The organism is Bordetella genomosp. 7 (assembly GCF_002261265.1).
Lineage (GTDB): Bacteria > Pseudomonadota > Gammaproteobacteria > Burkholderiales > Burkholderiaceae_B > Bordetella_A.
This window is the reverse complement of record NZ_NEVK01000003.1, coordinates 839,716-864,000: the sequence shown is the minus strand read 5'-3', so window position 1 is coordinate 864,000 and position 24,285 is coordinate 839,716. Positions and strand designations below refer to the sequence as shown.

Annotated in this window: 25 protein-coding genes and 1 tRNA gene; 5 read left to right on the top strand and 21 right to left on the bottom strand. The window is 63.4% G+C overall.

The window, feature by feature from the left end; translation table 11 throughout:
• Nucleotides 1–35: 35 nt before the first annotated feature.
• On the bottom strand, nucleotides 36–281 hold the full coding sequence (locus tag CAL19_RS06400; RefSeq protein WP_038851907.1) for a hypothetical protein: 246 nt from the start codon (nucleotides 279–281) through the stop codon (nucleotides 36–38).
• Nucleotides 282–352: 71 nt separating this feature from the next.
• Between CAL19_RS06400 and CAL19_RS06395 the strand changes: the two genes are divergently transcribed.
• The gene (locus CAL19_RS06395) at nucleotides 353–811 is read left to right on the top strand and encodes an Lrp/AsnC family transcriptional regulator (protein ID WP_170940318.1); all 459 of its coding nucleotides are present in this window, start codon (nucleotides 353–355) and stop codon (nucleotides 809–811) included.
• Nucleotides 812–888: 77 nt separating this feature from the next.
• A complete protein-coding gene (locus tag CAL19_RS06390) occupies nucleotides 889–1,203 on the top strand; it encodes a hypothetical protein (protein ID WP_094796291.1) in 315 nt (104 codons plus the stop codon).
• A 96-nt stretch (nucleotides 1,204–1,299) separates the two neighbouring features.
• Here CAL19_RS06390 and CAL19_RS06385 read toward each other — a convergent pair whose 3' ends face one another.
• Complete coding sequence (locus tag CAL19_RS06385; RefSeq protein WP_026638301.1) at nucleotides 1,300–1,893, bottom strand: BPSL1445 family SYLF domain-containing lipoprotein; 594 nt, start codon at nucleotides 1,891–1,893, stop codon at nucleotides 1,300–1,302.
• Between the two features lie 359 nt (nucleotides 1,894–2,252).
• Here CAL19_RS06385 and CAL19_RS06380 point away from each other — a divergent pair, with 359 nt between their 5' ends.
• The gene (locus CAL19_RS06380; RefSeq protein WP_094796290.1) at nucleotides 2,253–3,017 is read left to right on the top strand and encodes an IclR family transcriptional regulator; all 765 of its coding nucleotides are present in this window, start codon (nucleotides 2,253–2,255) and stop codon (nucleotides 3,015–3,017) included.
• Nucleotides 3,018–3,199: 182 nt separating this feature from the next.
• Here the strand turns inward: CAL19_RS06380 and CAL19_RS06375 are convergent, their stop codons facing one another.
• Nucleotides 3,200–3,985 carry an alpha/beta fold hydrolase gene (locus CAL19_RS06375; RefSeq protein ID WP_094796289.1) on the bottom strand — a complete coding sequence of 262 codons (786 nt, stop codon included), beginning with the start codon at nucleotides 3,983–3,985 and terminating at the stop codon, nucleotides 3,200–3,202.
• Between the two features lie 143 nt (nucleotides 3,986–4,128).
• Here CAL19_RS06375 and CAL19_RS06370 point away from each other — a divergent pair, with 143 nt between their 5' ends.
• The gene (locus tag CAL19_RS06370; protein WP_026638304.1) at nucleotides 4,129–4,599 is read left to right on the top strand and encodes a MarR family winged helix-turn-helix transcriptional regulator; all 471 of its coding nucleotides are present in this window, start codon (nucleotides 4,129–4,131) and stop codon (nucleotides 4,597–4,599) included.
• A gap of 140 nt (nucleotides 4,600–4,739) precedes the next feature.
• Entirely contained in the window at nucleotides 4,740–4,976 is a 237-nt protein-coding gene (locus CAL19_RS06365; RefSeq protein WP_094796288.1) for a CrpP-related protein, read from the top strand.
• On the opposite strand, the gene CAL19_RS06360 is transcribed toward CAL19_RS06365, so the two are convergent.
• The 18 genes from CAL19_RS06360 to CAL19_RS06270 form a co-directional block, all read right to left on the bottom strand.
• Nucleotides 4,973–5,755, bottom strand: coding sequence for a lipopolysaccharide kinase InaA family protein (locus CAL19_RS06360; protein ID WP_170941502.1), 783 nt, complete (start codon nucleotides 5,753–5,755; stop codon nucleotides 4,973–4,975). The two genes, CAL19_RS06365 and CAL19_RS06360, sit on opposite strands and share 4 nt — an antisense overlap.
• A 506-nt stretch (nucleotides 5,756–6,261) precedes the next feature.
• The gene (locus tag CAL19_RS06350; protein WP_094796285.1) at nucleotides 6,262–6,792 is read right to left on the bottom strand and encodes a lipocalin family protein; all 531 of its coding nucleotides are present in this window, start codon (nucleotides 6,790–6,792) and stop codon (nucleotides 6,262–6,264) included.
• 75 nt (nucleotides 6,793–6,867) lie between these two features.
• Nucleotides 6,868–7,233 carry a hypothetical protein gene (locus CAL19_RS06345; RefSeq protein WP_094796284.1) on the bottom strand — a complete coding sequence of 122 codons (366 nt, stop codon included), beginning with the start codon at nucleotides 7,231–7,233 and terminating at the stop codon, nucleotides 6,868–6,870.
• 197 nt (nucleotides 7,234–7,430) lie between these two features.
• Nucleotides 7,431–7,509: transfer RNA gene (locus tag CAL19_RS06340), tRNA-Ile, on the bottom strand.
• A gap of 6 nt (nucleotides 7,510–7,515) precedes the next feature.
• The gene (rpoD, locus tag CAL19_RS06335) at nucleotides 7,516–9,795 is read right to left on the bottom strand and encodes an RNA polymerase sigma factor RpoD (protein WP_026638307.1); all 2,280 of its coding nucleotides are present in this window, start codon (nucleotides 9,793–9,795) and stop codon (nucleotides 7,516–7,518) included.
• Nucleotides 9,796–10,316: 521 nt separating this feature from the next.
• Nucleotides 10,317–12,380 carry a DNA primase gene (dnaG, locus tag CAL19_RS06330; RefSeq protein ID WP_094796283.1) on the bottom strand — a complete coding sequence of 688 codons (2,064 nt, stop codon included), beginning with the start codon at nucleotides 12,378–12,380 and terminating at the stop codon, nucleotides 10,317–10,319.
• A 21-nt stretch (nucleotides 12,381–12,401) separates the two neighbouring features.
• Nucleotides 12,402–12,614, bottom strand: a complete 213-nt coding sequence (rpsU, locus tag CAL19_RS06325; protein WP_006218592.1) for a 30S ribosomal protein S21 — start codon at nucleotides 12,612–12,614, stop codon at nucleotides 12,402–12,404.
• A gap of 249 nt (nucleotides 12,615–12,863) precedes the next feature.
• Complete coding sequence (locus CAL19_RS06320; RefSeq protein WP_026638309.1) at nucleotides 12,864–13,421, bottom strand: phosphoribosyltransferase; 558 nt, start codon at nucleotides 13,419–13,421, stop codon at nucleotides 12,864–12,866.
• 112 nt (nucleotides 13,422–13,533) lie between these two features.
• A complete protein-coding gene (locus CAL19_RS06315) occupies nucleotides 13,534–14,829 on the bottom strand; it encodes an adenylosuccinate synthase (RefSeq protein ID WP_038851909.1) in 1,296 nt (431 codons plus the stop codon).
• 75 nt (nucleotides 14,830–14,904) lie between these two features.
• Complete coding sequence (locus CAL19_RS06310) at nucleotides 14,905–16,062, bottom strand: ATP phosphoribosyltransferase regulatory subunit (RefSeq protein WP_094796282.1); 1,158 nt, start codon at nucleotides 16,060–16,062, stop codon at nucleotides 14,905–14,907.
• Between the two features lie 174 nt (nucleotides 16,063–16,236).
• Nucleotides 16,237–17,127 carry a protease modulator HflC gene (gene hflC, locus CAL19_RS06305; RefSeq protein WP_026638312.1) on the bottom strand — a complete coding sequence of 297 codons (891 nt, stop codon included), beginning with the start codon at nucleotides 17,125–17,127 and terminating at the stop codon, nucleotides 16,237–16,239.
• A gap of 17 nt (nucleotides 17,128–17,144) precedes the next feature.
• Nucleotides 17,145–18,434 carry an FtsH protease activity modulator HflK gene (gene hflK / locus CAL19_RS06300; protein WP_026638313.1) on the bottom strand — a complete coding sequence of 430 codons (1,290 nt, stop codon included), beginning with the start codon at nucleotides 18,432–18,434 and terminating at the stop codon, nucleotides 17,145–17,147.
• The gene (gene hflX, locus CAL19_RS06295) at nucleotides 18,400–19,506 is read right to left on the bottom strand and encodes a GTPase HflX (RefSeq protein ID WP_094796281.1); all 1,107 of its coding nucleotides are present in this window, start codon (nucleotides 19,504–19,506) and stop codon (nucleotides 18,400–18,402) included. The genes hflK and hflX overlap by 35 nt, the downstream gene beginning before the upstream one ends.
• 81 nt (nucleotides 19,507–19,587) lie before the next feature.
• Nucleotides 19,588–19,824: an RNA chaperone Hfq gene (hfq, locus tag CAL19_RS06290; protein WP_012248943.1), complete on the bottom strand. Its 237-nt coding sequence runs from the start codon at nucleotides 19,822–19,824 to the stop codon at nucleotides 19,588–19,590.
• A 200-nt stretch (nucleotides 19,825–20,024) separates the two neighbouring features.
• On the bottom strand, nucleotides 20,025–21,095 hold the full coding sequence (gene hisC, locus CAL19_RS06285) for a histidinol-phosphate transaminase (RefSeq protein WP_094796280.1): 1,071 nt from the start codon (nucleotides 21,093–21,095) through the stop codon (nucleotides 20,025–20,027).
• 3 nt (nucleotides 21,096–21,098) lie between these two features.
• A complete protein-coding gene (gene der, locus CAL19_RS06280) occupies nucleotides 21,099–22,457 on the bottom strand; it encodes a ribosome biogenesis GTPase Der (RefSeq protein WP_026638316.1) in 1,359 nt (452 codons plus the stop codon).
• Nucleotides 22,458–22,483: 26 nt separating this feature from the next.
• Entirely contained in the window at nucleotides 22,484–23,641 is a 1,158-nt protein-coding gene (gene bamB / locus CAL19_RS06275) for an outer membrane protein assembly factor BamB (RefSeq protein ID WP_026638317.1), read from the bottom strand.
• A 4-nt stretch (nucleotides 23,642–23,645) separates the two neighbouring features.
• On the bottom strand, nucleotides 23,646–24,284 hold the full coding sequence (locus CAL19_RS06270; protein WP_094796279.1) for a YfgM family protein: 639 nt from the start codon (nucleotides 24,282–24,284) through the stop codon (nucleotides 23,646–23,648).
• Between the last annotated feature and the right edge of the window lies 1 nt (nucleotide 24,285).

Below are 24,285 nucleotides of genomic sequence, written 5' to 3'. Positions count from 1 at the left end.
AGTAAAGTATGCGGGTCGCCCTGGTAGCGGCTGCGCTACTTCAGGGCGCCCAGCACGGCTTCGCGCACGCTCTCGAAACCGGCCACATATTGCGGGTTCTCGGACCTGGCCAGCAAGCTGGAATATTGCTGCTCGAGCTGCCCCTCGATGGCTTCGCGCAGGCCGGGCGACGCCTTGGCCACTTGCAGCACCGAAGCCAACACGCCATTGAGCGCGTCGATCCGCCCGCCCTGGTGGGAAATCGTATGCACGATGACGGCAATTTGTTCCTGAATGTCCATATAGCACCTCGCAAATTTCACTATTGCGGCGCATGCTAGCATGCGCGAAAGCGCGACACTGCCCTGCCCTGATGATCGATAAACTGGACGCCACCGACCGAAAGTTGCTCAGCCTGCTGCAGGCCAACGCCCGCGAACCGGCAGCCATACTGGCGCGCAAGCTGAAACTTGCCCGCAGCACCGTCGTGGGCCGGCTGGCACGCCTGGAACGGGATGGCGTCATTGCCGGCTACGGCGTGCGGCTGGGCCGCCGGCTCGAAGACGCCGCCGTGCGAGCGTATTGCTTTATCAGCGTGCTGCCCAAAACGCCGGCGGCGGTCATCCGCGAGCTGGCTCGTATCCCGGAGGTCGAGGAAGTCTCATCGGTGAGCGGGCCGTTTGATTATCTGGTGTTCTTGCGCTGCGAGACACACGAGCAGCTTGACGATCTATTGGATCACATCGGCCTGATCGAGGGCGTCAAGCAGACGCAGACGTCTATCGTGCTCAGCCGCAAACTCGACCGCCGCAACGCCATCGCGCCGGATTGAAACCACAAAGGGCGCCAGGCTTGCGCAACGGACCCTGGCTGCTTTGTAATAGCGCTGAACACACATCCGGAATTCGCATGCTGCTACGTTATTTACCTGGTGCATTCGCGCTGAGCCTGCTTGGCGCCTGCGCCAGCATGAGCCAGACGGTTGCCACGGGCAACGATACTTACCGCGTCACCTATAACGCCGGCGCCAAGTGGCAAACGTGGGTTGAAGTCAAGAATATCGCGCGGCAGCAGGCCGAAGCGCATTGCGAGTCGATGGGCAGGCGTCTGTCGCAGCCTCGTGTCACGTCCAACCACGCTACTGGCCTGTTGCCCAAAGAAGCCACGATAGACTTCACCTGTATAGACAAGGCGGCTCCCCAGGGCAATACGAGCGGGTCTTAGGGCGATTGCGCCGCCGCCGGCGCGGCGCATTCCCGCATCCGGCAGGCTGGCCGGATGCGGACTGAACAACAGCACGCGATTGCGTGCCGGCGGGCGTCAGAGATCCAGCTTGGCGATCTTCGTGCCATCAATGGACACGCCGGCCATGAGGCCCGCGTTGTTCATGACGAAGCCGACAATAGGCTGGCGCACCGTATTGCTGTCGATATTGCCGTTGGCGCCGATGTTGGCGACGGCCACCGTGGCGTCCGCCCCTACCGTCCAGCCATTGCTGTTGCGGAATTTCTGCAGCGCGTCGTCGGTCATGAACAACAGGACGATCGCCTTGGATTGCGCGCCGGCCTGAAAGCCGATGGATCCACCGGTGGTGCTGAAGTAGCCGGCATTCGAACCGCCCACCCGCAACACACCCTTGCCGTGTTCTGCCCCCACGACGAAGCTGGCGCTCAACACCGACGGGAAAATCAGCACACCCTTGGCACGCGCAACCAGATCCTTGGCCTGCGGCGAGGTTTCATACAAACGGGTCAGCGTCGCGTCGGCGCCGCTGTTGATTTCGTCGCGCTGCTCTGCCGCACTGGCGGCAGTGTGGGGCGAGGTCACCGTGCAGCCAGTAAAAGCCACCCCCGCAAAGGCGAGGGTCATTGCCGCCAGGGCGGTGCGGCGCAGTTTGCGTTGTGTAGAAACCATGGGACGCTCCTATTGTTATTCACGGTGAGTCCACTGTACCTGCCCCCTTCGCTACAAACCGTGCACACAAGCAATACAAATCTGCCAATTGCAACCAGGCAATGCGCGGGCGCCTGGTAGCGCCACCCACGTTGCCTGTCGTTACGTTGAGGCGTCCGGGTGGACGAGCGACGGCGTATGGGTGCGGCCGTTCCCATATCAATGCCGTGTGATCGAACATCGATAAAATTCATTGAATTACGATTATCATGTATCGCAACTGCATAGTGATCGAACGGCGAACGCCTCTTTCGTAGTGCTAACATCGCGCCACGTTTCGGGCACCTTCCGCCTTGCCCGCGCATACTGGACCCACGCTTATGGCCGAATCCTCCCTCTTCATCCAATCCCTGGAAAAGGGCCTGGACGTTTTGCAGGCTTTCCGCAGCAGCGAGACGCTGAACCTGCGCGAGATCGCCCAGGCGTGCGGCATTACCAGCGGGTCGGCGCAGCGGGTGGCATATACCCTGGAACAATGCGGCTATTTGAAGAAAGACCCGCACAGCAAGCGCTACCGCGTCACAGTGAAGGCGGTGGACCTGAGCTACAGCTATCTGGCGCGTGAACCGTTGTTCCAGAATGCCCACGCCGTGCTCCACCAACTGAACCAGGAATGTGGCGAAATCGTCAACCTTTCGGTGCCTGGCGATGACGGCCATATGGTGTTCGTCATGCGCGTGCCCACCTCGAAACATATCCCGGTGTATATGCCGGTAGGCAGCCGCATTCCCATGCACGCATCCGCCTCGGGGCGCGCGATACTGGCGCACTTGCCACCGGATGAGCTCGATCGCACCTTGGCCGGCGCGACCATGCAAAAACACACACCACACACGACCACCGACCTGACCGCCGTGCGGCAACTTATCGACGAAGCGCGCGAGAACCGGTACGCATACGCAGACGAGGAATTTTTCCAGGGCGACGTCAATGTGGCGGCCGCGGTGCTGGACCAGGACGGCAGGCCCATGGCCGCCATCAACATTTCGGTGCCCAAGCCACGATGGACGGTCGAACGCGCACGTCAGGACCTGGGACCGCTGGTGGCGCGCGCGGCGCGGGCGATCAGCAAAAACGCTAATTGATCTGCCGCAATGAAAGCCGACGAATCTGGCGGCCCAACGAACACAGCGCCAACGGTTCGTTTATCTTAGCTCCTGTGTGAAGCACCTTCTCTCTCCAGGTACTACGCACACATCTTGGTAATGCTTTTCGCCCCGCCCGGCTTGCCGCGCGGGGCGTTTTTTACGCCAGGACAACCACATGTCTAGCGCTTGGACGACACGCTGCGCGCCGCACGATCGATGGTGTCAGCCACCGCCAGCGGTTGCGTCAGGAATGGCACATGGCTGGCGTCGACCTCGGTGATTTCCGCACCAATGCGCAGGGCGGTCTGTCGCAGAAGTTTTGGATCGATGGCCTTGTCCTGCGTGGCCACCACGGCCCAGCTGGGCTTGTGCCTCCAGGCGGCCTGGGTTACAGGCGTGTCAAAGATTTCCATATTGATGGGCACCTGCGAATCGCGCAGAAATGCCGCATCGGCATCGGTGGTGTCGTTGGCGAACCCCAGCTTGAACTTCTCGAGATTGACAAAGCCATACCCGTCTTTCCCCGTCTCGATGACGAACTCGGGGGGCGCGGGAATATCCTTGAACTGCGCGCCAGTGGATTCGCCCACATCGGGGGCCAGGGCCGACACGTATACCAGGCCGGCCACCTTGGGGCTGTTGCCCGCTTCGGTGATCACGGTGCCGCCATAAGAATGACCCACCAGGATGGCAGGGCCTGACTGGCGATCCAGTATGCGCGTCGTGGCGGCTACGTCATCGGCCAGCGAAGTCAGGGGGTTTTGCACAATGCTTACGCGGTAGCCACGCGCCGTCAGAATGGCGTGCACGCTGCGCCAGCCGGAGCCATCGGCAAAGGCTCCGTGCACCAGCACAACATGGCGGACGGCCTGGGTGTCGGGAATAACTTCGCCGGCTTGCGTCGCGCCCACGGCCGAGAGGCTGGCGACTGCCGCGCTGGCGGCGATAACAGATTTGATCTTCATGGGGTAGGTTCCTTGTGAATTCGCGATAATTGTTATCGCGATATGTGAATACTACCGCTGGCGCCCATACATGTAAAGCATAAATTTTGCCGCGATAAATATTCTGCCGTCGTGCTATGCTGATTTGATCTCGGAGTTACGCAATGACACACGCTAAAGTACAGGCGCCGCCACCGCTGGACGATCAGCTTTGCTACGCCGTCTATTCCGCCGGCATTGCCATCCAGCGCATCTATAAGCCCCTGCTCGACCAGATGGGGCTGACCTATCCGCAATATCTGGTGCTGAATGTGCTGTGGCGACAAGACGAGCAGACGGTGGGCGACATCGCCCAGGGTCTGGCGTTGGAATCCAGCACAATCACGCCCCTGCTCAAGCGCCTGGAAGCCGCCGGCCTGCTCAGGCGCCAGCGCAACCCGGCCAACGAACGCCAGGTAGTCGTGGCGCTGACAGAGCAAGGCAGGCAATTGCGCAACACGGCCGGCTGCCTGGGCGAATCGCTGCTGGGCGCCTCGGGGCAGTCGCCGGCGCAGCTGGCCGACCTGAATCAGCAGATCCGTCAACTGCGGGATGCGCTCTACGGCCATCTGGAAGCCTGGAAGCCGCCCGCCTGACGGGGCCGGTTGCACGGCATCGGCTGCGGCCTTAGTAAAACGTCGTCATCCGCACTAGTATCCTGGCGCCTTCCCAATGCGGCGGCGCAGGGGCATGCTCACGCCTGCTCAACTCGAGCCTGGTTAACCAGGCGTTATTCATGAATACCGAAATCTGGCAACTGGGTGCACAAGCGGCCCGCGCCGGCCTGGACTTGCTGGATTGCCCCTATTACCGGGCCGCCAACCTGCCCGGGCATACCGGTGAATCCATACGTGTGTGGCAAGCCAAGGTACAGGCGTGGGAAGCGGGCTGGCACGCCGTGGCCGATGGCAGGAACAATCCCGAACTCCCGGAACCTGCAGCGCCAGCAGATTTGCCGGACCGCTCGCGCTAGGACGACGCGCGGGGTGTTCCGCGGCCCTCGGTTGACGCTTGCGTCGGCACCGACGCGCCGGCCGCCCCCGGCTCGCGCAGCGCCGGCACACCCCGCAACCGCAGGTTGGCCAGCCCGGTCAATCCCTGGTAGTACCGCAGGAACTCTGCCCGCTCCGATTCCGGCACGCCCATGTCGATCAATGAGCGCCACAGACGCCCCAGGTCAGACTGCGCCGCCCATCGCACCGACCCTGCATAACGGGAAACCTCCCAGTCCAGCAGGATCACATCCACCGATGGCGCGGTGCGCACGAAGATCTCTTTAGGATACAGATGCCCGTGCTTGCGTCCCGCCATGTGCAGGGGAGCAAGCATTGCGGCCAGCGCCAGCAACACGGTGCGACGCTGTGCGGCGGTCCACCCCGCATGACGCAGATGATGCTCGAGACTGGCGTAGTTCTCGAGCGCGCGCGTTACCAGCACCGCTTCCCAACCTTCCTGGCCCCGGCGCATGTCAAAGAACACCGGGGCGGCCACGGGGATGCCCAGTGCAGCACAGCGCCTCAGATTCAACCATTCGCGCAACAAAGTCGGCCGCCCCGTCGGGTAGCGCAAGCTGCGATAAAGGTGATTTGTCTGGCGTTTGACGTAATAGGCCGTGCCGGTGCGCGCATCGGTTACGCGATGAACGCCGCTGAAGCCGTTGCGCCGTACGTTGGGCGGCTCGACCCATTCGCCTTCGGCGTCCCACCAAGTACACCCGGCAGGCGCGACTGCCATCGTTTCCCAGGTCAACACGCGCGTCCCCTCCCGCTCTGCGTTCGCCGATCCGCAGGACATCTCGAATCATGGCGAATATAAATGTTTCATTTCAATGACAATTATTAAACGGAGGGGCGTAGATGGCAACGCATTACGCTTGGGGGATGAAGCGATGAGCGCAACGGCGCGTTGGCGTTGCATAGCTGCCACGCCAACGCTATAGAACGCACGGGTGCGCCGCGCCATTCGAATAGTTACAACCTTGTCGACTCAGGCGCGTTCCGCCGTCCTACACTGGCGCCGGTTTTACTGTCGAAGGGTCGTAGATGAAGAAAATCTGTACGTTATTGGTATTGTTGGGCGCGCTGGCCGGGTGCGCGGTGTACACGCCCGATGGTGCGGTGATTGTGGATCCGCATGGCGGCGGCGGCGGAGGCTTCTGTCCGCCCGGGCAGGCCAAAAAAGGCAACTGCTAGTAAAGAACCGCCGTCTGCGAGCAGGCTTGCGCCAACGCGGACGGCGGGCGCGCTATAGACGGTGAGTTACCGAATGGCTTTTTCCACCGGAAAGCCCAGCGACCCGGCATGGTCTAGCAGCTGTTGCACTTTTGCTGGGTCGGCCTGCTTGTCGCGTGACAGCACCCACAGGTAATTGCGATCCGGCGTGCCTACCAACGAATACTGGTAGTTATCGTCGAGCTTGATGATCCAGTAGTCCCCCCACACCCAGGGTATCCAGGACGTCCATTCCGGTGCGAAACGCACCTCGAGCCGGGCCGGATCCCGTGGCTCTATCGACGGGTTCAACCGCCCTTCGGCATGCGCCACCTTAGTGCCGTTGCTGGCCGTCTTGCACTGATTGGTGACGCTAAGCGTGCCGTCCGGCTGCACGGCGTAGTCGGCCTGCACGTCCGACACACAGTCGTCCTGGAAACGATTCGGCAGGCGGGATTGCTCGTACCAAGTGCCGGCGTACTTGTTGAGATCGACGCCGGATTGTGTGGGCAGGCTATCGGGCGTGGTGCTGCACCCTGCCAATACCGAGACCAGCGAAAGCGCGAAGATCCTTTTCATGGCGATATTCCAAGTGGAGTCAGTTTCAGAATACCGGGGAATCTTCGCGCATAGTATGCGCTGGGCCACCGAATATTACCGGGAATTACCACACCGAGGCTTCGGGCAGGCGCCATGTCGCTCTGCTGACCCACCCCCTTGCTGATACCGGCTCGCCACCATGTTGGCTACCGTATCTGCCACTGCCCGGCGAAACAATTCCCGTTGCAACTTGCGGGTACGGCACCACAGCGCTACACACAACACCGGAAACACCAGGGCCGTCGACAACAACAGTTCGTCGAGCTCCACGTGTTCGAACGGCTCCATTAACTGGCCGAGCAGCTCACAGGCATCCCATGCAGCGCACACCTGATAGAGCAGCCAGTACACACCCAGGCCGACGAATCCACGCTCACCCCACCCGCGCCAGGCATTACGCAGCTTGGCGACTATGACCATGACAAACCTCCAACTTGATCAATTTCGCAAACGTGTGCGCAAAAAATTTCAAATAGTACCAGAAGATACACAATGTATACGGTCGGACGTCCGCCGATCGCACTCTGGACGCGCTTGGATGCCAAGCGCCGGATCCAGCCAAGAACATACGGGCAATAAAAAACGGGTTGCGGAAAATTCCGCAACCCGCACCATGGTGGTAGGCCCCCTCGGAGTCGAACCGAGCACCAACGGATTATGAGTCCGCTGCTCTAACCAAGCATGAGCTAGAGGCCCTGAAAACTACTGCCCTTCCAGGAAACTCTTAAGCTTATCTGCTCGGCTCGGGTGACGCAACTTGCGCAGTGCCTTGGCTTCTATCTGGCGAATGCGCTCGCGAGTGACATCGAACTGCTTGCCGACTTCTTCGAGCGTCTGGTCGGTGCTCATTTCGATACCGAAACGCATGCGCAGCACCTTGGCTTCGCGCGGCGTGAGGGAGTCGAGCACTTCCTTGACGACGTCGCGCATGGAGCCGTGCAGCGCCGCATCCGAAGGCGCCAGCGTGGACGTGTCTTCGATGAAATCGCCCAGGTGCGAATCGTCGTCGTCACCAATGGGCGTTTCCATTGAGATCGGCTCTTTGGCGATCTTCAGGATCTTGCGGATCTTGTCTTCCGGCATGTCCATCTTTTGCGCCAGGGTCGCGGGATCGGGCTCGGCGCCGGTTTCCTGCAGGATCTGACGGCTGATCCGGTTCATCTTATTGATCGTTTCGATCATGTGGACCGGGATGCGGATGGTACGCGCCTGGTCGGCGATGGAACGCGTAATGGCCTGGCGAATCCACCACGTGGCGTACGTAGAGAACTTATAGCCGCGGCGGTATTCGAACTTGTCGACGGCCTTCATCAGGCCGATGTTGCCTTCCTGGATCAGATCGAGGAACTGCAGGCCCCGGTTCGTGTACTTCTTGGCAATGGAGATCACCAGACGCAGGTTGGCCTCGGTCATTTCACGCTTGGCCTTGCGGGCCTTGGCCTCGCCGGTGGCCATGCGCTTGTTGACATCTTTGAGGTCTTTCAACGGAAGCACAACGCGCGTCTGCAGGTCGATGAGCTTCTGCTGCAGCTCTTGTACGGCAGGCACGTGGCGCTCGAGCGTCTCGGAATACGGGTGGCCGCCGGCGACTTCCTGCAGCACCCAGTCGAGATTCGTCTCGTTGCCCGGAAACGCCTTGATGAAATGGCTGCGCGGCATGCCGGCGCGATCGACGCAGGTATGCAGCACGGCGCGCTCGAGCTGACGCACCTCTTCGACCTGCGCACGCAGTGTATCGGCCAGCTTCTCGACCATCTTGGCCGTGAAGCGGATGCCCATCAGTTCGTTCAGGATGGTTTCCTGCGCCTGGATGTAAGCGTCGGACTTGTATCCGTCGCGCTCATACGACTGGCGCATTTTTTCGAACTGCTTGGTGACGATGTCGAACTTCGCAAGCGCCTTGACGCGCAGGTCTTCCAGCTGCTTGCTGGACATGCCGCCGGCCGGGCCGTCGTCGTTTTCGTCATCGTCGGCTGCCACGCCCGCGCCGGCGTACTCTTCGCCGTCTTCCGGATCGACCAGGCCATCGACGACTTCGTCGATCTGGGCCTGACCTTCGCGTACCCGGGTAATGTGCGCCAGGATCTCGTTGATGGTGGTCGGGCATGCCGAAATCGCCATCACCATGTGCTTCAGGCCATCTTCGATGCGCTTGGCAATTTCGATTTCACCTTCGCGCGTAAGCAGCTCAACCGAGCCCATCTCGCGCATGTACATGCGGACGGGGTCGGTGGTGCGGCCGAAGTCGGAATCGACGGTAGTGAGCGCGGCTTCGGCTTCGTCCTCGACGTCGTCGTCGTTGGAGGCCACCGGCGCGTTTTCGCTCATCAGGAGCGTTTCGGCATCAGGCGCCTGGTCGTAGACCGAGATGCCCATGTCGCTGAACGTGCTGATGATGCCGTCGATAGCTTCGGCATCGACCAGGTCGTCGGGCAGATGGTCGTTGATTTCGCCGTAGGTCAGGTAGCCGCGGTCTTTGCCGAGCTTGATGAGCTGCTTGAGGCGGTTGCGGCGGGCTTCGTACTCTTCGGGCGTAACGGGGCCGCGCGCGATCAGGTCCTTGGGATCGGCCTTGCCCCGCTTGCCGCCGCGCTTGGGCGGCTTGAGATCGGGCAGCACTTCGCCTTCGCCGTCCATCGAATCGTCGAAGGCGTCGTTGTCGTTGTTGGCGTTCTTGGCCGGGCGGCCCGGACGGCGCCCGCTGGACGGACGCGCACCACCGCCGACCAGGTCGGCCAGCTTGTCCTCGGCCTTCTTGGCGCGTGCGGCCTTGACCTTTTCAGGCTTGTCGGCGGCCGCGGCCGACTTCGCTGCCTTCTTGGCGGCCGTTTTCGTGGCCGTTTTTGCCGCCGTCTTCGAGACCTTCACTGCCGCCTTGGCAGGCGCCTTTTCCGCCGCCTTGCTGACAACACGCTTGGCCGCCTTGATCGGCGTGTCTACCGTATCGTCCGCAGGGGAGGTTTTGCCTGAGTTTCTGGTCATAGTCGCTTCCGTGGTCGTCGCAACCCGTAATGGGGCACTTGCACCGCAATCGCGTTTGCGTACGCCTTGGCGCCGCAACTTGGCAATGCGGGTAAAACCGGCAAGCAGGCTGAAGCCGCGTGCGCCGCGTTGGTCGCGGCGCGGACCCGGTCGGGCCCCACCGGTGCTTCTTCTGGCTGCGTCGCCCAAAAGCACCGGGTATCGCGGGTTCGTTGCGACGGGTTTCCCGGGCGTTGCGGAAGCTGCCTTGCCTGCGACAGGCTCTGCCAGCTTGAAGGGCCCCTGCCCCAAGCTGCTGCGATAGTCGCAGCTCCACATACAAACGCCACCGGCTGAACAACCGCCGAACTGCGCAACTTGCCACCTAATTGTAACAAACGGCCGGCCGCCGCATACCGCGTCGGCATGTTGCATGCCTGACACGCCGCGCCTGCGGGCCGACCAGCCGTAAAAATGTATTGTCGGTATTTGTCCGAATGTGTAAGGGAAAAACTACCGGAAAACCCTTGATTCTACCGCATTTAGCGTAGCCCACCACTTTTTAAGACCGCCATGCGCGCAGACAGTTCCTGGTAGCGCTGCCGGGCGTCGTCGGAATCGAGGCCGCTCGCGGCAAGCTGCGCCATTTCGGCTCGCGCCGACTCAAACTCGATACGGCGCAGGGCGTCGTCCCATTCGGCCTGGGGCTCGGGCAGGTCTTCCTGGGCGAGCAGATCGGCCCGCAACCCTTTCAGCACCGCCGCCAGGTCCGAATCCGGATCTGCCGCCTGCAACAGCGCGCCCACATGACGCGCGCCCGAAGCCTGCGCCAGCAGAACCAGATCCCTGACCAAACCTAGATGGGGCCCCTTGTCCAGAACTTCAAGCTGCTGGTCGCCCATCCCGTCGACGAGTTCCGGATGCGCCAGCAGCAACGCGAGCAGCCGCTTGGCCAGCGATGGCATGGATCGGCGGCCTTGATAACCACCCACCTCATCGTCACGACGCCCGCGCCATTCGCCCTTGCCTTGCTTGCCGCCCTTCCAGCCGGACTGCCGCCCCTGCCAGTCGCCCTGGCGCCGGGGGGCGCCGGGGCGCCCCCCGGGCGGCGAGTGCCCCGAACCGGCGGGCTCGCCGTCATAGTCGAACCCAACCGGCTCGTAATCGAAGTCCGGCGGCGGCACATCGTGGAAATCGGGGCCACCCTCAGTGCCTACGTCTGCCCCCCGGCCGGCCGGCGTCGAAACCGGCTGGACAGCGGGGGCAGCCCCAGCCGGGGCCGCCCCAGCGGGGGCCGCCCCATACGGCCGCGCTGGCGCCTGCGCCATCAGCTTCGCCATTTCTTCGGGCGTCAGCAGCACCTGGCGCGCCATTTCGCGCTCTATCTGAAGGCGCAGCGCACATTCGGGCATTGCAGCCAGCAGCGGGCGGGCCTCGTGCAGGCAACTGGCGCGCCCTTCGGCTTCGGCCAGATTGTGGCGCGCGCCCAGCTCGTCGAGCAAGAACCGCGACAATGCCATGGCCTCGCCCAACTTTGCGCGGAAAGCCTCGGCGCCGAGTTCGCGTACGTACGAGTCCGGATCGTGTTCGGCGGGCAGGAACAGAAAGCGAATGGAAATGTCGTCGCGCAGTACCGGCAGGCAGGCCTGCAAGGCCCGCCAGGCGGCGCGGCGCCCTGCCGCGTCGCCATCAAAGCTGAAGACGATGCGGTCGCTGGCGCGCAGCAGCTTCTTGACGTGGTCGGGCGTGGTGGCCGTGCCCAGCGTGGCCACGGCATTGCCGATGCCCTGCTGCGCCAGCCCCACCACGTCCATGTACCCTTCCACCACGACAACCTGGCCTTCCTGGCGGATGGCCTGGCGGGCTTCCCAGAGGCCATAGAGTTCCTGCCCCTTGGAGAACAAGGGGGTCTCCGGCGAGTTCAGGTATTTGGGTTCGCCCTTGCCGATAATGCGGCCGCCGAAACCAATCAGGCTGCCCCGCGCATTGCGAATGGGGAACATCACCCGTTCGCGGAAGCGATCGTAGCGGCGGCCGTCTTCGGATTCGATGACCAGCCCCGCCTCGACCAGCACGGGGTCATCGTATTTGTCGAAGACTTTGGCAAGGCCATGGCGGTCGGTGCCGGACCAGCCCAGCCCGAAGTGTGCGGCGATCTCGCCGGTAAGACCGCGCTGCTTCAGATACTGGATGGCTGCCGGCGACGCACGCAGCTGGCGCAGATAGTGCGCCTGGGCAGCGTCAAGCACCTGGGTATGCCGCGACTCTTCGGCCTTGCGGCGAGCCGATTCGGCCTGCTGGCGCGGGCTGCGCGGTTCTTCGGGGACGGCCATTCCGACCGAGCCGGCAAGCGTGCGCACGGCCTCGGGGAAACTGGCGCCCGTGTGCTCCATCAGGAAAGTGATGGCACTGCCATGAGCCCCGCAACCGAAGCAGTGATAAAACTGCTTGGTGGGGCTGACAGTGAACGACGGGCTTTTTTCGTTATGGAAAGGACAAAGGCCAAGCAGGTTGGCGCCGCCCTTTCTCAGCTGTACATATCGCCCGACCACGTCGACGACGTCGACCCGGGCGAGAAGATCCTGGATGAATGATTCTGGAATCAATAGATTCTGGAATCAGACGGATCAGTACAGGCGGGGAGGCAGCTGCTGGCTACGAATCCGCTTGTAGTGGCGCTTGACGGCGGCGGCGTGCTTGCGCTTGCGCTCGGCCGTGGGCTTCTCGTAGAACTCGCGCGAACGCAGCTCGGTGAGCAAACCGGTCTTTTCGATGGTGCGCTTGAAGCGGCGCAGAGCAGCTTCGAACGGTTCGTTTTCCTTCAGTCGGACAATAGGCATAAAGTGGCAGGCCTGCTTTGGGGTAAACAAAATGGTTGATCACACAGGGCGCTTCGACTGCAAGCCCGGCATGGCTTATTGGGTGATTTTTGTTCTAAACGGCGAAAACGGCAACCGCCAGACCGAAAACCCTTCAACAAGCCACGCCTGTGCGCCCCGGAAACCCCTGCCGGCATTCGCACGCAGTCAAGGGTTTACTGGTAACCCAAGATTCTAACATGCGAACAAGAATTTAGCCATAGAAGTGGGTCAGGAGGGCTGGCGGGGCGATTGCGAACCCTTGCGGATCCAGGCCTCGAGCTGGTGCGGACGCAGGCTGTCGTACTCCTCGAATGGTTGATGTATCCAGGGATTGGTGGGGAGTTTGTCAACGTAGTAATCGGGAGTGGCCTGCGAATGGCCTTTCCACCACAACACTGCGCTGCGCAGTTCGGTGATTTCGGGGAACTGGCGACGCAGGTGCTCCTGAACCCGGTTGAACGTCAGGCCGGTGTCGACCATGTCGTCGACCAGCAACACCCGCCCGGCCGGCGCGCCGCGGGTAATGGTGATGAACTGCGCAATATCGAGTTCGCCCTGCTTGGTGCCGGCCGCTTCGCGGTAGCTGCTGGTCGCCAGGATGCCCAGCGGCACATCGAAGATGCGCGACATGACATCGCCGACACGCATGCCGCCTCGCGCCAGGCAGAGAATCAGGTCGAACGTCCACCCTGACTGGTACACCTGCAGCGTCAAGCGCTCGATAAGGCGGTTGTATCCGTCCCAGGTGATCCACAGGTGGCTATCGTCGTTGGTGGGCGCGCTCATGGTGGCGGGGTCTCCGGAAAATACGAAAAGGCCGCCCACCGGTGTGGCCGGCGGCGGCCTTTCAATGATAACCCGCGCGGCGCCAGGCCTGCAGCGGGCGTCGTCGATGGCGTCAGCCCTTGAGCGGGTGGCGCAGCACAATGGTTTCGTTGCGGTCGGGGCCCGTGGAAACCAGGTCGATGGGAACGCCGCACAGCTCGGCGACCCGCTCGAGGTAGCGGCGGGCAGCGGCGGGCAACTTGGCGTATTCGGTGATGCCGACAGTGGACTCGCTCCAGCCCGGCAGTTCTTCGAGCACCGCCTCGGCCTGCGCGACGGCATGGGCGCCGTACGGCAGCACGTCGCGGAATTCGCCATTGACGCGGTAACCCACGCCAAGCTGGATGGTTTCCAGGCCGTCGAGCACGTCGAGCTTGGTGATGCACAGGCCGGTAATGCCGTTCAGGCGCACCGAGCGCTTGAGCGCTGCGCCGTCGAACCAGCCGCAGCGACGGGGACGCCCCGTGACCGAGCCGAATTCCTTGCCGATGGTGGCCAGACGCGTGCCGATTTCGTCTACCAGTTCGGTGGGGAAAGGACCGGAACCCACCCGGGTGGTGTAGGCCTTGGTGATGCCCAGGACGTAGTCGAGCGACTGGGGACCCACGCCCGCGCCCGCCGAGGCCGCGCCGGCGAGGCAGTTGCTGCTGGTGACAAAGGGGTACGTGCCGTGATCGACGTCGAGCAGCGCGCCTTGCGCGCCTTCGAACAGCAGGCGCTGCCCGGCCTGCTGCATGGCGTAAAGGTTGCTGGACACATCGCTCACCATGGGAGCGATGGCCGGCGCAAGCGCCATGGCCTGGTCGCGCACCTGTTCGGCCGACACGGCCGGCGCACCCAGATATTGGGTCAGCACGAAGTTATGGTAGTCGAGCAGTTCGGCGAGCTTTTCGTCAAACAGCTGCGGATTGAACAGGTCTTGCACGCGCAGGGCGCGGCGCGCGATCTTGTCTTCGTAGGCCGGACCGATGCCGCGGCCCGTGGTGCCGATCTTGGCATCGCCCTTGCGAGCCTCCCGGGCCTGGTCGACGGCAATGTGGTACGGCAGGATCAGCGGGCAGACCTCGGAGATCTGCAAGCGCGAACGCACGTCCAGCCCGGCGGCTTCGAGTTCGTCGATTTCTTTGAGCAGGGCCTCGGGCGACAGCACCACGCCGTTGCCGATGAAGCACGTTACGCCGGGATGCATGATGCCCGACGGAATCAGGCGCAGGATGGTCTTTTTGCCGTTGATCCACAGAGTATGCCCGGCGTTGTGGCCGCCCTGGAAGCGAACCACGCCCTGGACGGACTCGGCCAGCCAGTCAACGATCTTGCCCTTGCCTTCGTCACCCCATTGGGTGCCGATAACCACTACGTTCTTGCTCATGGTACGAATCAATATCGAGTTCTCGGGAAATCTGGAAATTGCCCGCGGCCCCCTGGATACAAGGGGGAGTCAGTTTTACAGCTTTCGGACCGTCCAGGCGCCGTCTTGCAGCGCGAGTTCACGATCACAGACGAATTCGTCCTGGCTTTGCTCGTGACCAGGAAGCACCTGGACCACGATTTCGCCTGCCTTGCGCAATTTGCGCACAGCGTCCACCAGCCCGGCATCCTGCCCCCAGGGCGCGCGGATGGCGCAGGCGGGGCCGGCCGGCGGCAGTCCCCTGGCCAGCTTGCGCAGGTCCAGGCTGAAACCGGTTGCCGGCCGCGCCCGGCCGAATGCACGGCTGACATCGTCGTAGCGCCCGCCACTGACCAGCGCGTCGTGCCAGCCCTCGGCGTACAGCGCAAACGTGACGCCAGAATGGTAGCCATAGCCGCCGATGTCGGCGAGGTCGACGCTCAGCGCCACGCCAGGCATGGCATCGACGATGGCCTGCAGCGCATCCAGGGCTTGTGCCACCCCGGACAGGCCCGGCAATTCGCGACGAGCCTGATCGATGATGCCCGGGCCGCCGTACAGGCCTGCCAGCTTCTGCAGCGCCTGCAGCGTATCCGGACGGATGGCGCAATCAGTGCGCGCGAGCTCGGCCAGCCCGGGAACGTCTTTTTCGCGCAGCCGCAGGACGATCTGCCCTGCGCATGCCGCAGCGGCGGGATCGGCATCCAGGATGGCGCGCACCACGCCGGGGTGGCAGAGATCCAGGCGCGGATGCCGGACACCTGCCGTCGCCACGGTATCAAGCACCAGCGCAAGAATTTCGAGATCGGCCTCGAAGCCGGCATGGCCGTAGATTTCGGCGCCGATCTGCAGCAGCTCGCGACTGGACAGCAGGTCGGCCGGCTGGGCATGCAGCACGTTGCCGCAGTAGCACAGCCGCGTCACGCCCGCCCGGTTTAGCAGGTGCGCGTCGATGCGCGTAACCTGGGGGGTCATGTCGGCGCGTACGCCAAGGGTGCGGCCGGACAGTTGGTCGATGAGCTTACAGGTGAGCAGGTCGAGGTCGCTGCCGGTGCCCGACAGCAACGAATCTATATGTTCGACCAGGGGCGGCGCCACCAACTCGAAGCCATATGTGCGGTACAGATCGAGAAGCTCGCGCCGCAGTTCCTCGATACGCCGGGCCTCGGCGGGAAGCACGTCGGCGAGGCTCTCGGGCAGCAACCAGTTACCCATGGGTTTTACCTGACTTACACCTGAAATGCGTGGGCAACGCCCAAAACAAAAGCGGCTGAAGGGGCGTAAGCCCGCTCAGCCGCTGCGGAATGTTTTCTAGCTTACGCGGTATTGTACATGGTTTATGGACCGTTGCAGGGGCGCCCGCGCCGGCGCCCGCCCTGCCGGTGGGCCTTACTGGGCCGGCGCTGCCTTTGGTCCGGTGGAGTTCTTCATGAACTGGAAGTATTCGGAACTGGGGTCGACAACCAGCACGTCGCCGGAATTCGAGAACGTGGACCGATAGGCTTCGAGGCTCTTGTAGAACGAGTAGAAGTCGGGGTCTTTTCCAAAGGCCTCGGCATACAGGGCGCTGGCCTCGGCATCGCCCTGCCCCATGATGGCCTGGGCCTTTGCGTAGGCCTCGGCAAGGATGACCTCGCGCTGGCGGTCGGCCTCGGCACGGATTTTCTCGCTTTCGGCCGCACCGATCGAACGCAGTTCGTTGGCCACGCGGGTGCGCTCGGCCTCCATGCGCCGGTAGACGGATTCGGAGATCTCGGGCGCGAACTCGATACGGCGCAGGCGCACGTCGACCACCTCGACACCCAGCGGTTCGGCTCGCTTGGCCACCGTGGTGAGGATCTCGCTCATGATTTTGTCGCGCTCGGCCGACACGACTTCCTTGACGGTGCGCACGTTGACCGAGGCATTGAGCGCGTCGCGGATCTGGGCCTGCAGCCGCTCTTGGGCAGCGCGCTCGTTGCCGCCGAAAGTGACATAGTACAGACGCGGGTCGGCGATGCGCCATTTGACGTACGAGTCGATGAGCAGGTTTTTCTTTTCGGACGTCTGGATGCGCTCGGCGTCGCTGGACTCGATGGTGAGGATGCGCTTGTCGAGCGTGACGACGTTCTGGAAAGGCGGCGGCGCCTTGAAATACAGGCCGGGCTCGCCGATGACCTTGCGGACCTCGCCCAGCGAGAACACCAGTGCGTAATCGCGCTCGCGCACGATGAACACCATGGATGACAAAGCGGCGACCACCAGCAGGAGGCCGACCAGGATAGGCATGAAACGTTGCATGATCTGGGCTTCTCCGGTTAGCGCGACAGGCGGTCGCGAGACAGCACGTTGCTGCCGCTGCCATTGTTGCCGGACGAGCTGGAGCCGGTATTGCGTGCGGGCGGTTGCGGAACGGCGGGCTGGCTTGCGCCAGGCAGCGCGGTGGGCTTGACCTGCACGTCACGGGCGGTTTGCTGCATGATCTTGTCGAGCGGCAGGTACAGCAGGTTGTTGCTGTCCTTGGTGTCGACCATGACCTTGCTGGCTCGCGAGAAGATCTGCTGCATGGTCTCGAGATACATGCGTTCGCGCATGATATCGGGAGCCTTCTGGTATTCGGCCAGGATGCTGGTGAAGCGCGCGGCGTCACCGCGGGCGTCGCCCAGGACCTTGGCCTTGTAGCCTTCGGCTTGTTCGGTCATGCGGGAAGCCTGCCCGCCCGCCATGGGGATGACCTGGTTGGCATAGGCCTGCCCTTCGTTGATCTGGCGTTCGCGATCCTGGCCTGCCTTGACGGCGTCGTCGAACGCGGCCTGCACCTGTTCGGGCGGCTGCACGTTCTGGATGGCCACGGTGCTGACCTGGATGCCGGACTTATAGCGGTCGAGAATCTGCTGCATCAGGTTCTGGACCTCGATGGCGACCTCGGTACGGCCTTCGTACAGGACGAAGTCCATGGGCTTCTTGCCAACGATTTCGCGCATGGCCGTTTCGGCGGCCTGGCGCACGGATTCGTCGGGATCGCGCATATTGAACAGGTAGTCCGGGGCGCCTTCGGCGCGCAGGCGATACTGCACGACGAATTGCATGTCGACGATGTTTTCGTCGGTGGTCAGCATGAGCGCTTCGGGCAACACCTTGTTGCGCGAGCCGCCACGGAAACCCACTTCGAAGGTACGCAGCTGCGAAATGTTGACCGTCTCGGCGTTCTGGATGGGGTACGGCAGGCGCCACTGGAAGCCTGGGGGCTTGGTGCTTTGGTACTTGCCGAATTGCGTGACGACGGCAACCTGGCCTTCCTGGACGATGTAGAAGCCGCTGGCCAGCCACAGCAGCACCAGCACCAGCGCCACCACGCCCATCCCGATGCGGGTACCGCGTGGCGACGGCGGAGTCATTCCGCCGCGATTGCCGGGCCGGCCGTTGCCGCCCCCGCCCTTGCGTCCGAAAAGGGACCCGATGCGGTTGTTGAAGTCGCGCCAGACCTCGTCGAGATCGGGAGGGCCGTCGTTGTTGCCCCGGGGGCGTCTGGGCGGCTCGGAACCATTATTGTTGCCGCGACCCCAGCCCGGGTCATTCAGATTGAAGAGTTTGGTGATTCGAGGCATTGTTTCCCACAATCTGGCCGATCTCTGCAATTGCCCCGCGCAACGCATCCAGACCGGCGCGCTCGGTAGCGCTTACGAATACTCGCGCAATCGTACCATGCGCGTTACGTTCTACCCGGGGGGCCAGGCCCGCCCGGTCGATCTTGTTGTGCACCAGAATCGTGGGGATGGAGCCCGCCCCGATCTCGGCCAGCACTTTATTGACTTCGGCGATCTGTTCGTCGCGCTGCGGGCTGGCTGCGTCGACCACGTGCAGCAGCAGATCTGCATGGATGGTTTCTTCGAGCGTGGCCCGGAATGCGGCGATCAGGTTGGGAGGCAGGTCGCGGATGAACCCCACCGTGTCGGACAACACCACGGAGCCGGTGCCCTCGATCCAGATGCGCCGGGTGGTGGTGTCCAGCGTGGCGAACAACTGGTCGGCCGCATACGCGCCCGAGCGCGTCAGGGCGTTGAACAACGTGGATTTGCCGGCGTTGGTGTACCCGACCAGGGACACCGACAGCGCACCGCCGCGCGCACGGGCGCGCCGCTGGGTGACCCGCTGCCGTTCGACGCGGTCCAGCCGCTCGCGCAGCACCCTGACCTTGGCGCCGATCATGCGGCGGTCCATTTCGAGCTGCGACTCGCCCGGCCCGCGCATGCCGATGCCGCCACGCTGACGTTCAAGGTGGGTCCAGAGGCGGGTCAGTCGCGTAACCAGATGCTGCAACTGGGCCAGCTCGATCTGCAGCTTGCCCTCGTGGCTCTTGGCCCGCAGGGCGAAAATATCGAGGATGAGCGCCACGCGGTCAACGACACGCAGGTTGAACTCGCGTTCGAGGTTGCGCTGCTGGGCGGGTGACAACGGCTGGTCGAACAGGATGATGTCGGCCAGCAGAGCGCCGGCCATGGCCACGGCTTCCTGGACCTTGCCCGAACCGATGAAGAACTTGGCGTCGGGACGGTCACGGCGGGCGGTGACGGTGCCCACGATCTCGGCGCCGGCGCCCCGCGCCAGCATGGCGAATTCTTCGGCGTGCGCCGTGAAATCGGGATTGCCCAGGTCGACACTGATGATCAGCGCACGCATGCGAGCACCCCTTTACAGCGAAAATGCCCGCCGACACGTGCCGTGCGGCGGGCAGAAAATGGTACAGCCGGAGCCTGGAAGTTATTCAGCGGGAACATCCACCTGGAAATTGACGGCGCGCGCCGGAACGACGGTAGAAATGGCATGCTTGTAGACCATCTGCGTGACGGTGTTGCGCAGCAGCACTACGTATTGATCGAAAGATTCGATTTGCCCTTGCAGCTTGATGCCGTTTACCAGATAGATGGACACAGGCACGTGTTCTTTACGCAGCGTGTTCAAAAACGGATCTTGCAGAGTTTGCCCTTTATTGCTCATTGGCCAGGCTCCAATTGTTTGTTTTGAGTGGTGGCAGACGCCGAGATATGTACTCTACAGGGTTTTCCCGCCCTGTGCCACTTGCCCTGCCGGGCAAATTCTTTCATAAGGTGTCTGGCAAGACATGGCGCAATGCCGCGCCCGCCGTGGCTGCTGTATGGCCGGCCGCTGACGGGATGCACGCGGGATTGCCGGCATGCTCAGGCAAGGATGGCCCGCAGGGCCTCGACCAGGCGCGAGCATTGCGTTTCGGTGCCGACCGTAATGCGCAGGAACTGGTCGATGCGCGGGTGCGAGAAATGGCGCACGATGATATTGCGGTCGCGCAGCGCGGCGGCCAACCCGGCCCCGTCATGGCCGGGATGGCGCGCGAATACGAAGTTGGCGGCAGACGGCAGCACCTGGAAGCCCAGTTCCTGCAGTTGCCCCGCCAGCTTTTTGCGTATGGCAATGACGGCCTGGCGCGTGCGCTCGAAATAGGCCGTATCTTCGATGGCCGCCACCGCGCCTGCCTCGGCGAGGCGGTCGATGGGATAGGAATTGAAGCTGTTCTTGACCCGCTCGAGGGCCTCGATGAGAACCCGGCTGCCGATCGCGAAACCGACGCGCAGGCCCGCCAGCGCACGCGATTTGGACAATGTCTGGATAACCAGCAGGTTGTCGTAGCGAGAAACCAGCCCCACCGCCGACTCGGCGCCGAAATCGACGTAGGCTTCGTCCACGACCACGACGATGTCGGGGTTGCCGGCCACGACGCGTTCGACATCGGCCAGCGGCAACGCCCGTCCGGTAGGCGCGTTGGGATTCGGGAAGATGATGCCGCCGGCCTGGCGCCCGGATTCCGGCAGGTAGTCTTGCACGTTGATGTCGAAATCTTCGGTCAGGGGCACGGCTTGCCCCGTGATCTGGTACAGCCCGCAATACACCGGATAGAAACTATAGGTGATGTCGGGATAGAGCAGCGGGCCGTCGTGCTTGAGCAGCGCCTGAAAGGCATGCGCCAGCACTTCGTCGGAGCCGTTGCCAACGAACACCTGTTCGGGCTGGACCTTGAAGTTGGCGGCGATGGCCTGGCGCAGGCGGTCGGAGGATGGATCCGGATACAGCTTGAGCGAATCGTCGCAGGCTGCCCGCAGCGCCTGCAGCACTTTGGGCGAGGGACCGAACGGATGCTCGTTGGTGTTCAGCTTGACCAGGTCTTGCAGCTTGGGCTGTTCGCCCGGCACATAGGGACTGAGTGTCCCGACGATGGGACTCCAGTAGCGGCTCATGGATCAGTTTTCCTGCGCGTAAGGATTGCGCGATGATTTGAATTCGATGCGCAGCGGCGTGCCGGCCAGCTTGAAAGCCGCGCGGAAACGCGTTTCGAGATAGCGGCGGTATGAATCGGGAATGGCGTCGAGCGCATTGCCGTGAATGACCACCAGCGGCGGGTTCTGGCCGCCCTGGTGCGCGTAGCGCATCTTGGGCCTGAAAATACCCTTGCGGGGAGGCGGCTGCTGCTCGACGGCGGCCTGCAGTTCGCGGGTCAGGCGCGGAGTGGACAGCTTGGCGAAGGCTGCGGCATGCGCCGCGACCACCGACTTGAGCAACGGCTTGACCCCCTGCCCCTTGAGCGCCGAGATCGTGTGCACCGGGGCGAACGACAGGAACCTCAGCTTGCGCTGGAACTCGCGTTCGATGCGCTCGCGCTGGTCGGCGTCGAGCCCGTCCCACTTGTTGATGGCGACGACGACCGCGCGCCCGGTTTCGAGCACGAAACCGGCAATATGCGCATCCTGCTCGGACACTTCTGCCTGGGCATCAAGCATCAGCAGCACGACGTTGCTGGCCTCGATGGCCTGCAGGGTCTTGATGACCGAAAATTTCTCGACCGCCTCGAAGACCTTGCCGCGGCGGCGCAGCCCGGCCGTGTCGATGAGCGTGTACTTGCGGCCGTCGCGCTCGAAATCGATTTCGATGGCGTCGCGCGTCGTGCCGGGCAGGTCGAACGCAATGACGCGCTCTTCGCCCATCAAGGTATTGATGAGCGTGGACTTGCCCACGTTGGGGCGCCCCACGATGGCGAGCTTGATGCGGTGGTCCACCGGCTGATCGGGGTCGGCGTCCTGGTCGGGCGCCTGGGCCGGCTCGCCCAGGCCTTGCAGCGCGGTTTCGATGAGACTGACAATGCCGTCGCCGTGCGCGGCCGAAATGGGATGCGGGGTGCCCAGCCCGAGTTCGTGGAATTCGCCGGTGGCGCTGCCCACGCCCATGCCTTCGGCCTTGTTGACCGCGAGCACCACGCGCTGCTGGCCGGTTTTGCGCAACAGCTGGGCAATTTCGTGGTCGTGCGCGTTGACGCCGGCCCGGGCATCCACCAGGAACACCACAACGTCGGCCTCGGCAATGGCCTGGCGGGTCTGCCTTGCCATTTCGCGCAGGATGCCCGTCTTGGCCACCGGCTCGAAACCGCCCGTATCGATGACGATGAACGGCGTTTCGCCCACGCGGCCCTCGCCGTAGTGGCGGTCGCGCGTCAGGCCGGAGTAGTCGGCAACCAACGCTGCGCGCGAACGCGTCAGGCGGTTGAAGAGCGTCGACTTGCCCACATTGGGGCGACCGACCAGAGCAACGACAGGCTTGAAAGACACGGTGGGGACGGGCAGTAGAAAAGTTGTTAATTAGTGCCGATCAGCACGATATTGCCATTGCCGGTCTGCACCAGCACGCCCTGCGGCGTACTTTGCAAAGGCGAGACAATGGCGTCGCCGCCCACCGACAGGCGAGCCAGCAGGCTGCCATCGCTGCGCGACAGGAAATGCACATAGCCGTCGAAATCACCGACCGCGATGGCTTCGCCCAACGGCGCGGGCGACGTCAACCGACGATTCTTTAGGGCGGCCTGCTTCCAGACGTTTACGCCGCTGTCCAGCGCAAAGGCGCTGACGACCCCGTGCTGGTCGGGGGCATACGCGAATTGATTGTCGAGCGCCATGCCGCTGGCGCTGGAGAAATCCTTGGCCCACAGCGGGCGTCCGCCCTGCGTGACATCGAAGCAGACGATGCGGCCCTGGTACGCGACCGCGCACAGCAGATTGCCGGCCACGCGAGGTGCGCCCACGACATCGGTCAGGCGTTCGAGGTCGCTGGCGCCGCGCGGCGTGGCCACGGTGCCTTCCCATTGCACGTTGCCGCTGCCGACGTTGATGGCGAGCAGCTTGCCTCCCGGCAGGCCCGTAATGACCAGGCCCTCGGCCATGATCATCTGCGCATTGCCGTGCAGTGCCAGCGCCGGGCCCGGGCGCTGCAGGCTCCAGAGACGCTCGCCGGTTTCGACATTGAAGGCCTGGATACGATAGTCGCCGCTACGTACGACCACCGCGCCATAACCCACTACCGGGGGAATGGATACGTCGCTGGATGCCTGCGCCTTCCATTTGACTTTGCCCGTGTCGTCGAAGGCGATGACTTCGCCCAGGGGCGAGGCAACCACGCTGGTGGTGCCGTCGCTGCCGACGCCGGCCGACAGCCGGGTGTCGGCTGATGCTTTCCAGAGGGCGCGGCCGCTGGCCAGATCGAGCTTGGCGACCGAGCCGTTGGGCGTTGCCGCATATACCGCGTCGCCGACCACGGCCGGCACAAATCCGTACCCCGAGCCGCTGCCGACCGACGTGGACCAGATGGTGCGCACCGACATGCCTGGGGCGTAGTCGGTAAGCGGCGCCGGATCGTAGCGGTCGTCGTCGCTGGAGAACATCGAGCAACCGGCCAGCGCGAAAACGCTGGCTGCCAGGGCTATGCCGCGCAACACGCGGCCGGGGCGGAATTTACGCATACGTTCAGGCTCCGCTGAGGGCGTCCAGTTTCAATTGCACGACTTGCCGCAGAGGATCGGCGGCGGAGAACCCGTCGAGCGCGGCCGTCCATGCCTTGCGGGCCTCTTCGTGCTTGCCCTGGGCGGCCAGGACATCGCCGCGGCGATCGGCAAACAGCGCCGCAAACGCCGCCGGCGGATTATCGAGCTGCGCCAGGGCGGCGTCGTACTGCTTCTGGTCGAGCAACAGGCCGGCCAGGCGCACGCGCGCGACGGGCTGCAAGGCGGCATGGCCGGACTGCGCGGCAAGCCATTCGAGTTGCTCGCGCGCGGCCGCGACGTCGCCCTGTTGATCAAGCGCGCGGGCGGCCACCAGCGCGCCGCGGGCAGCGTAGCCCGTGGCGGCGTAATCGCTGCGCAGCGTGGCGGCAGCCGCCTTGATGCGCACCACGGAATCTGCGCCCCCCAGGCGAGCGGCATCTTCAAGGGCTTCGAAGTAGCCCATTGCCTGATTGGCCCGGTGCGCCTGGTAGGCCTTCCAGCCCGTCCAGCCGCCCCAGGCAACCAGGACGACGGTTGCCAGCGTAAGCACCAGCGTCCCGTAGCGCGCCCACCAGGCCTTGATTGCGTCGAGTTTTTCCTGTTCTTCGAGATCGTATGCCATG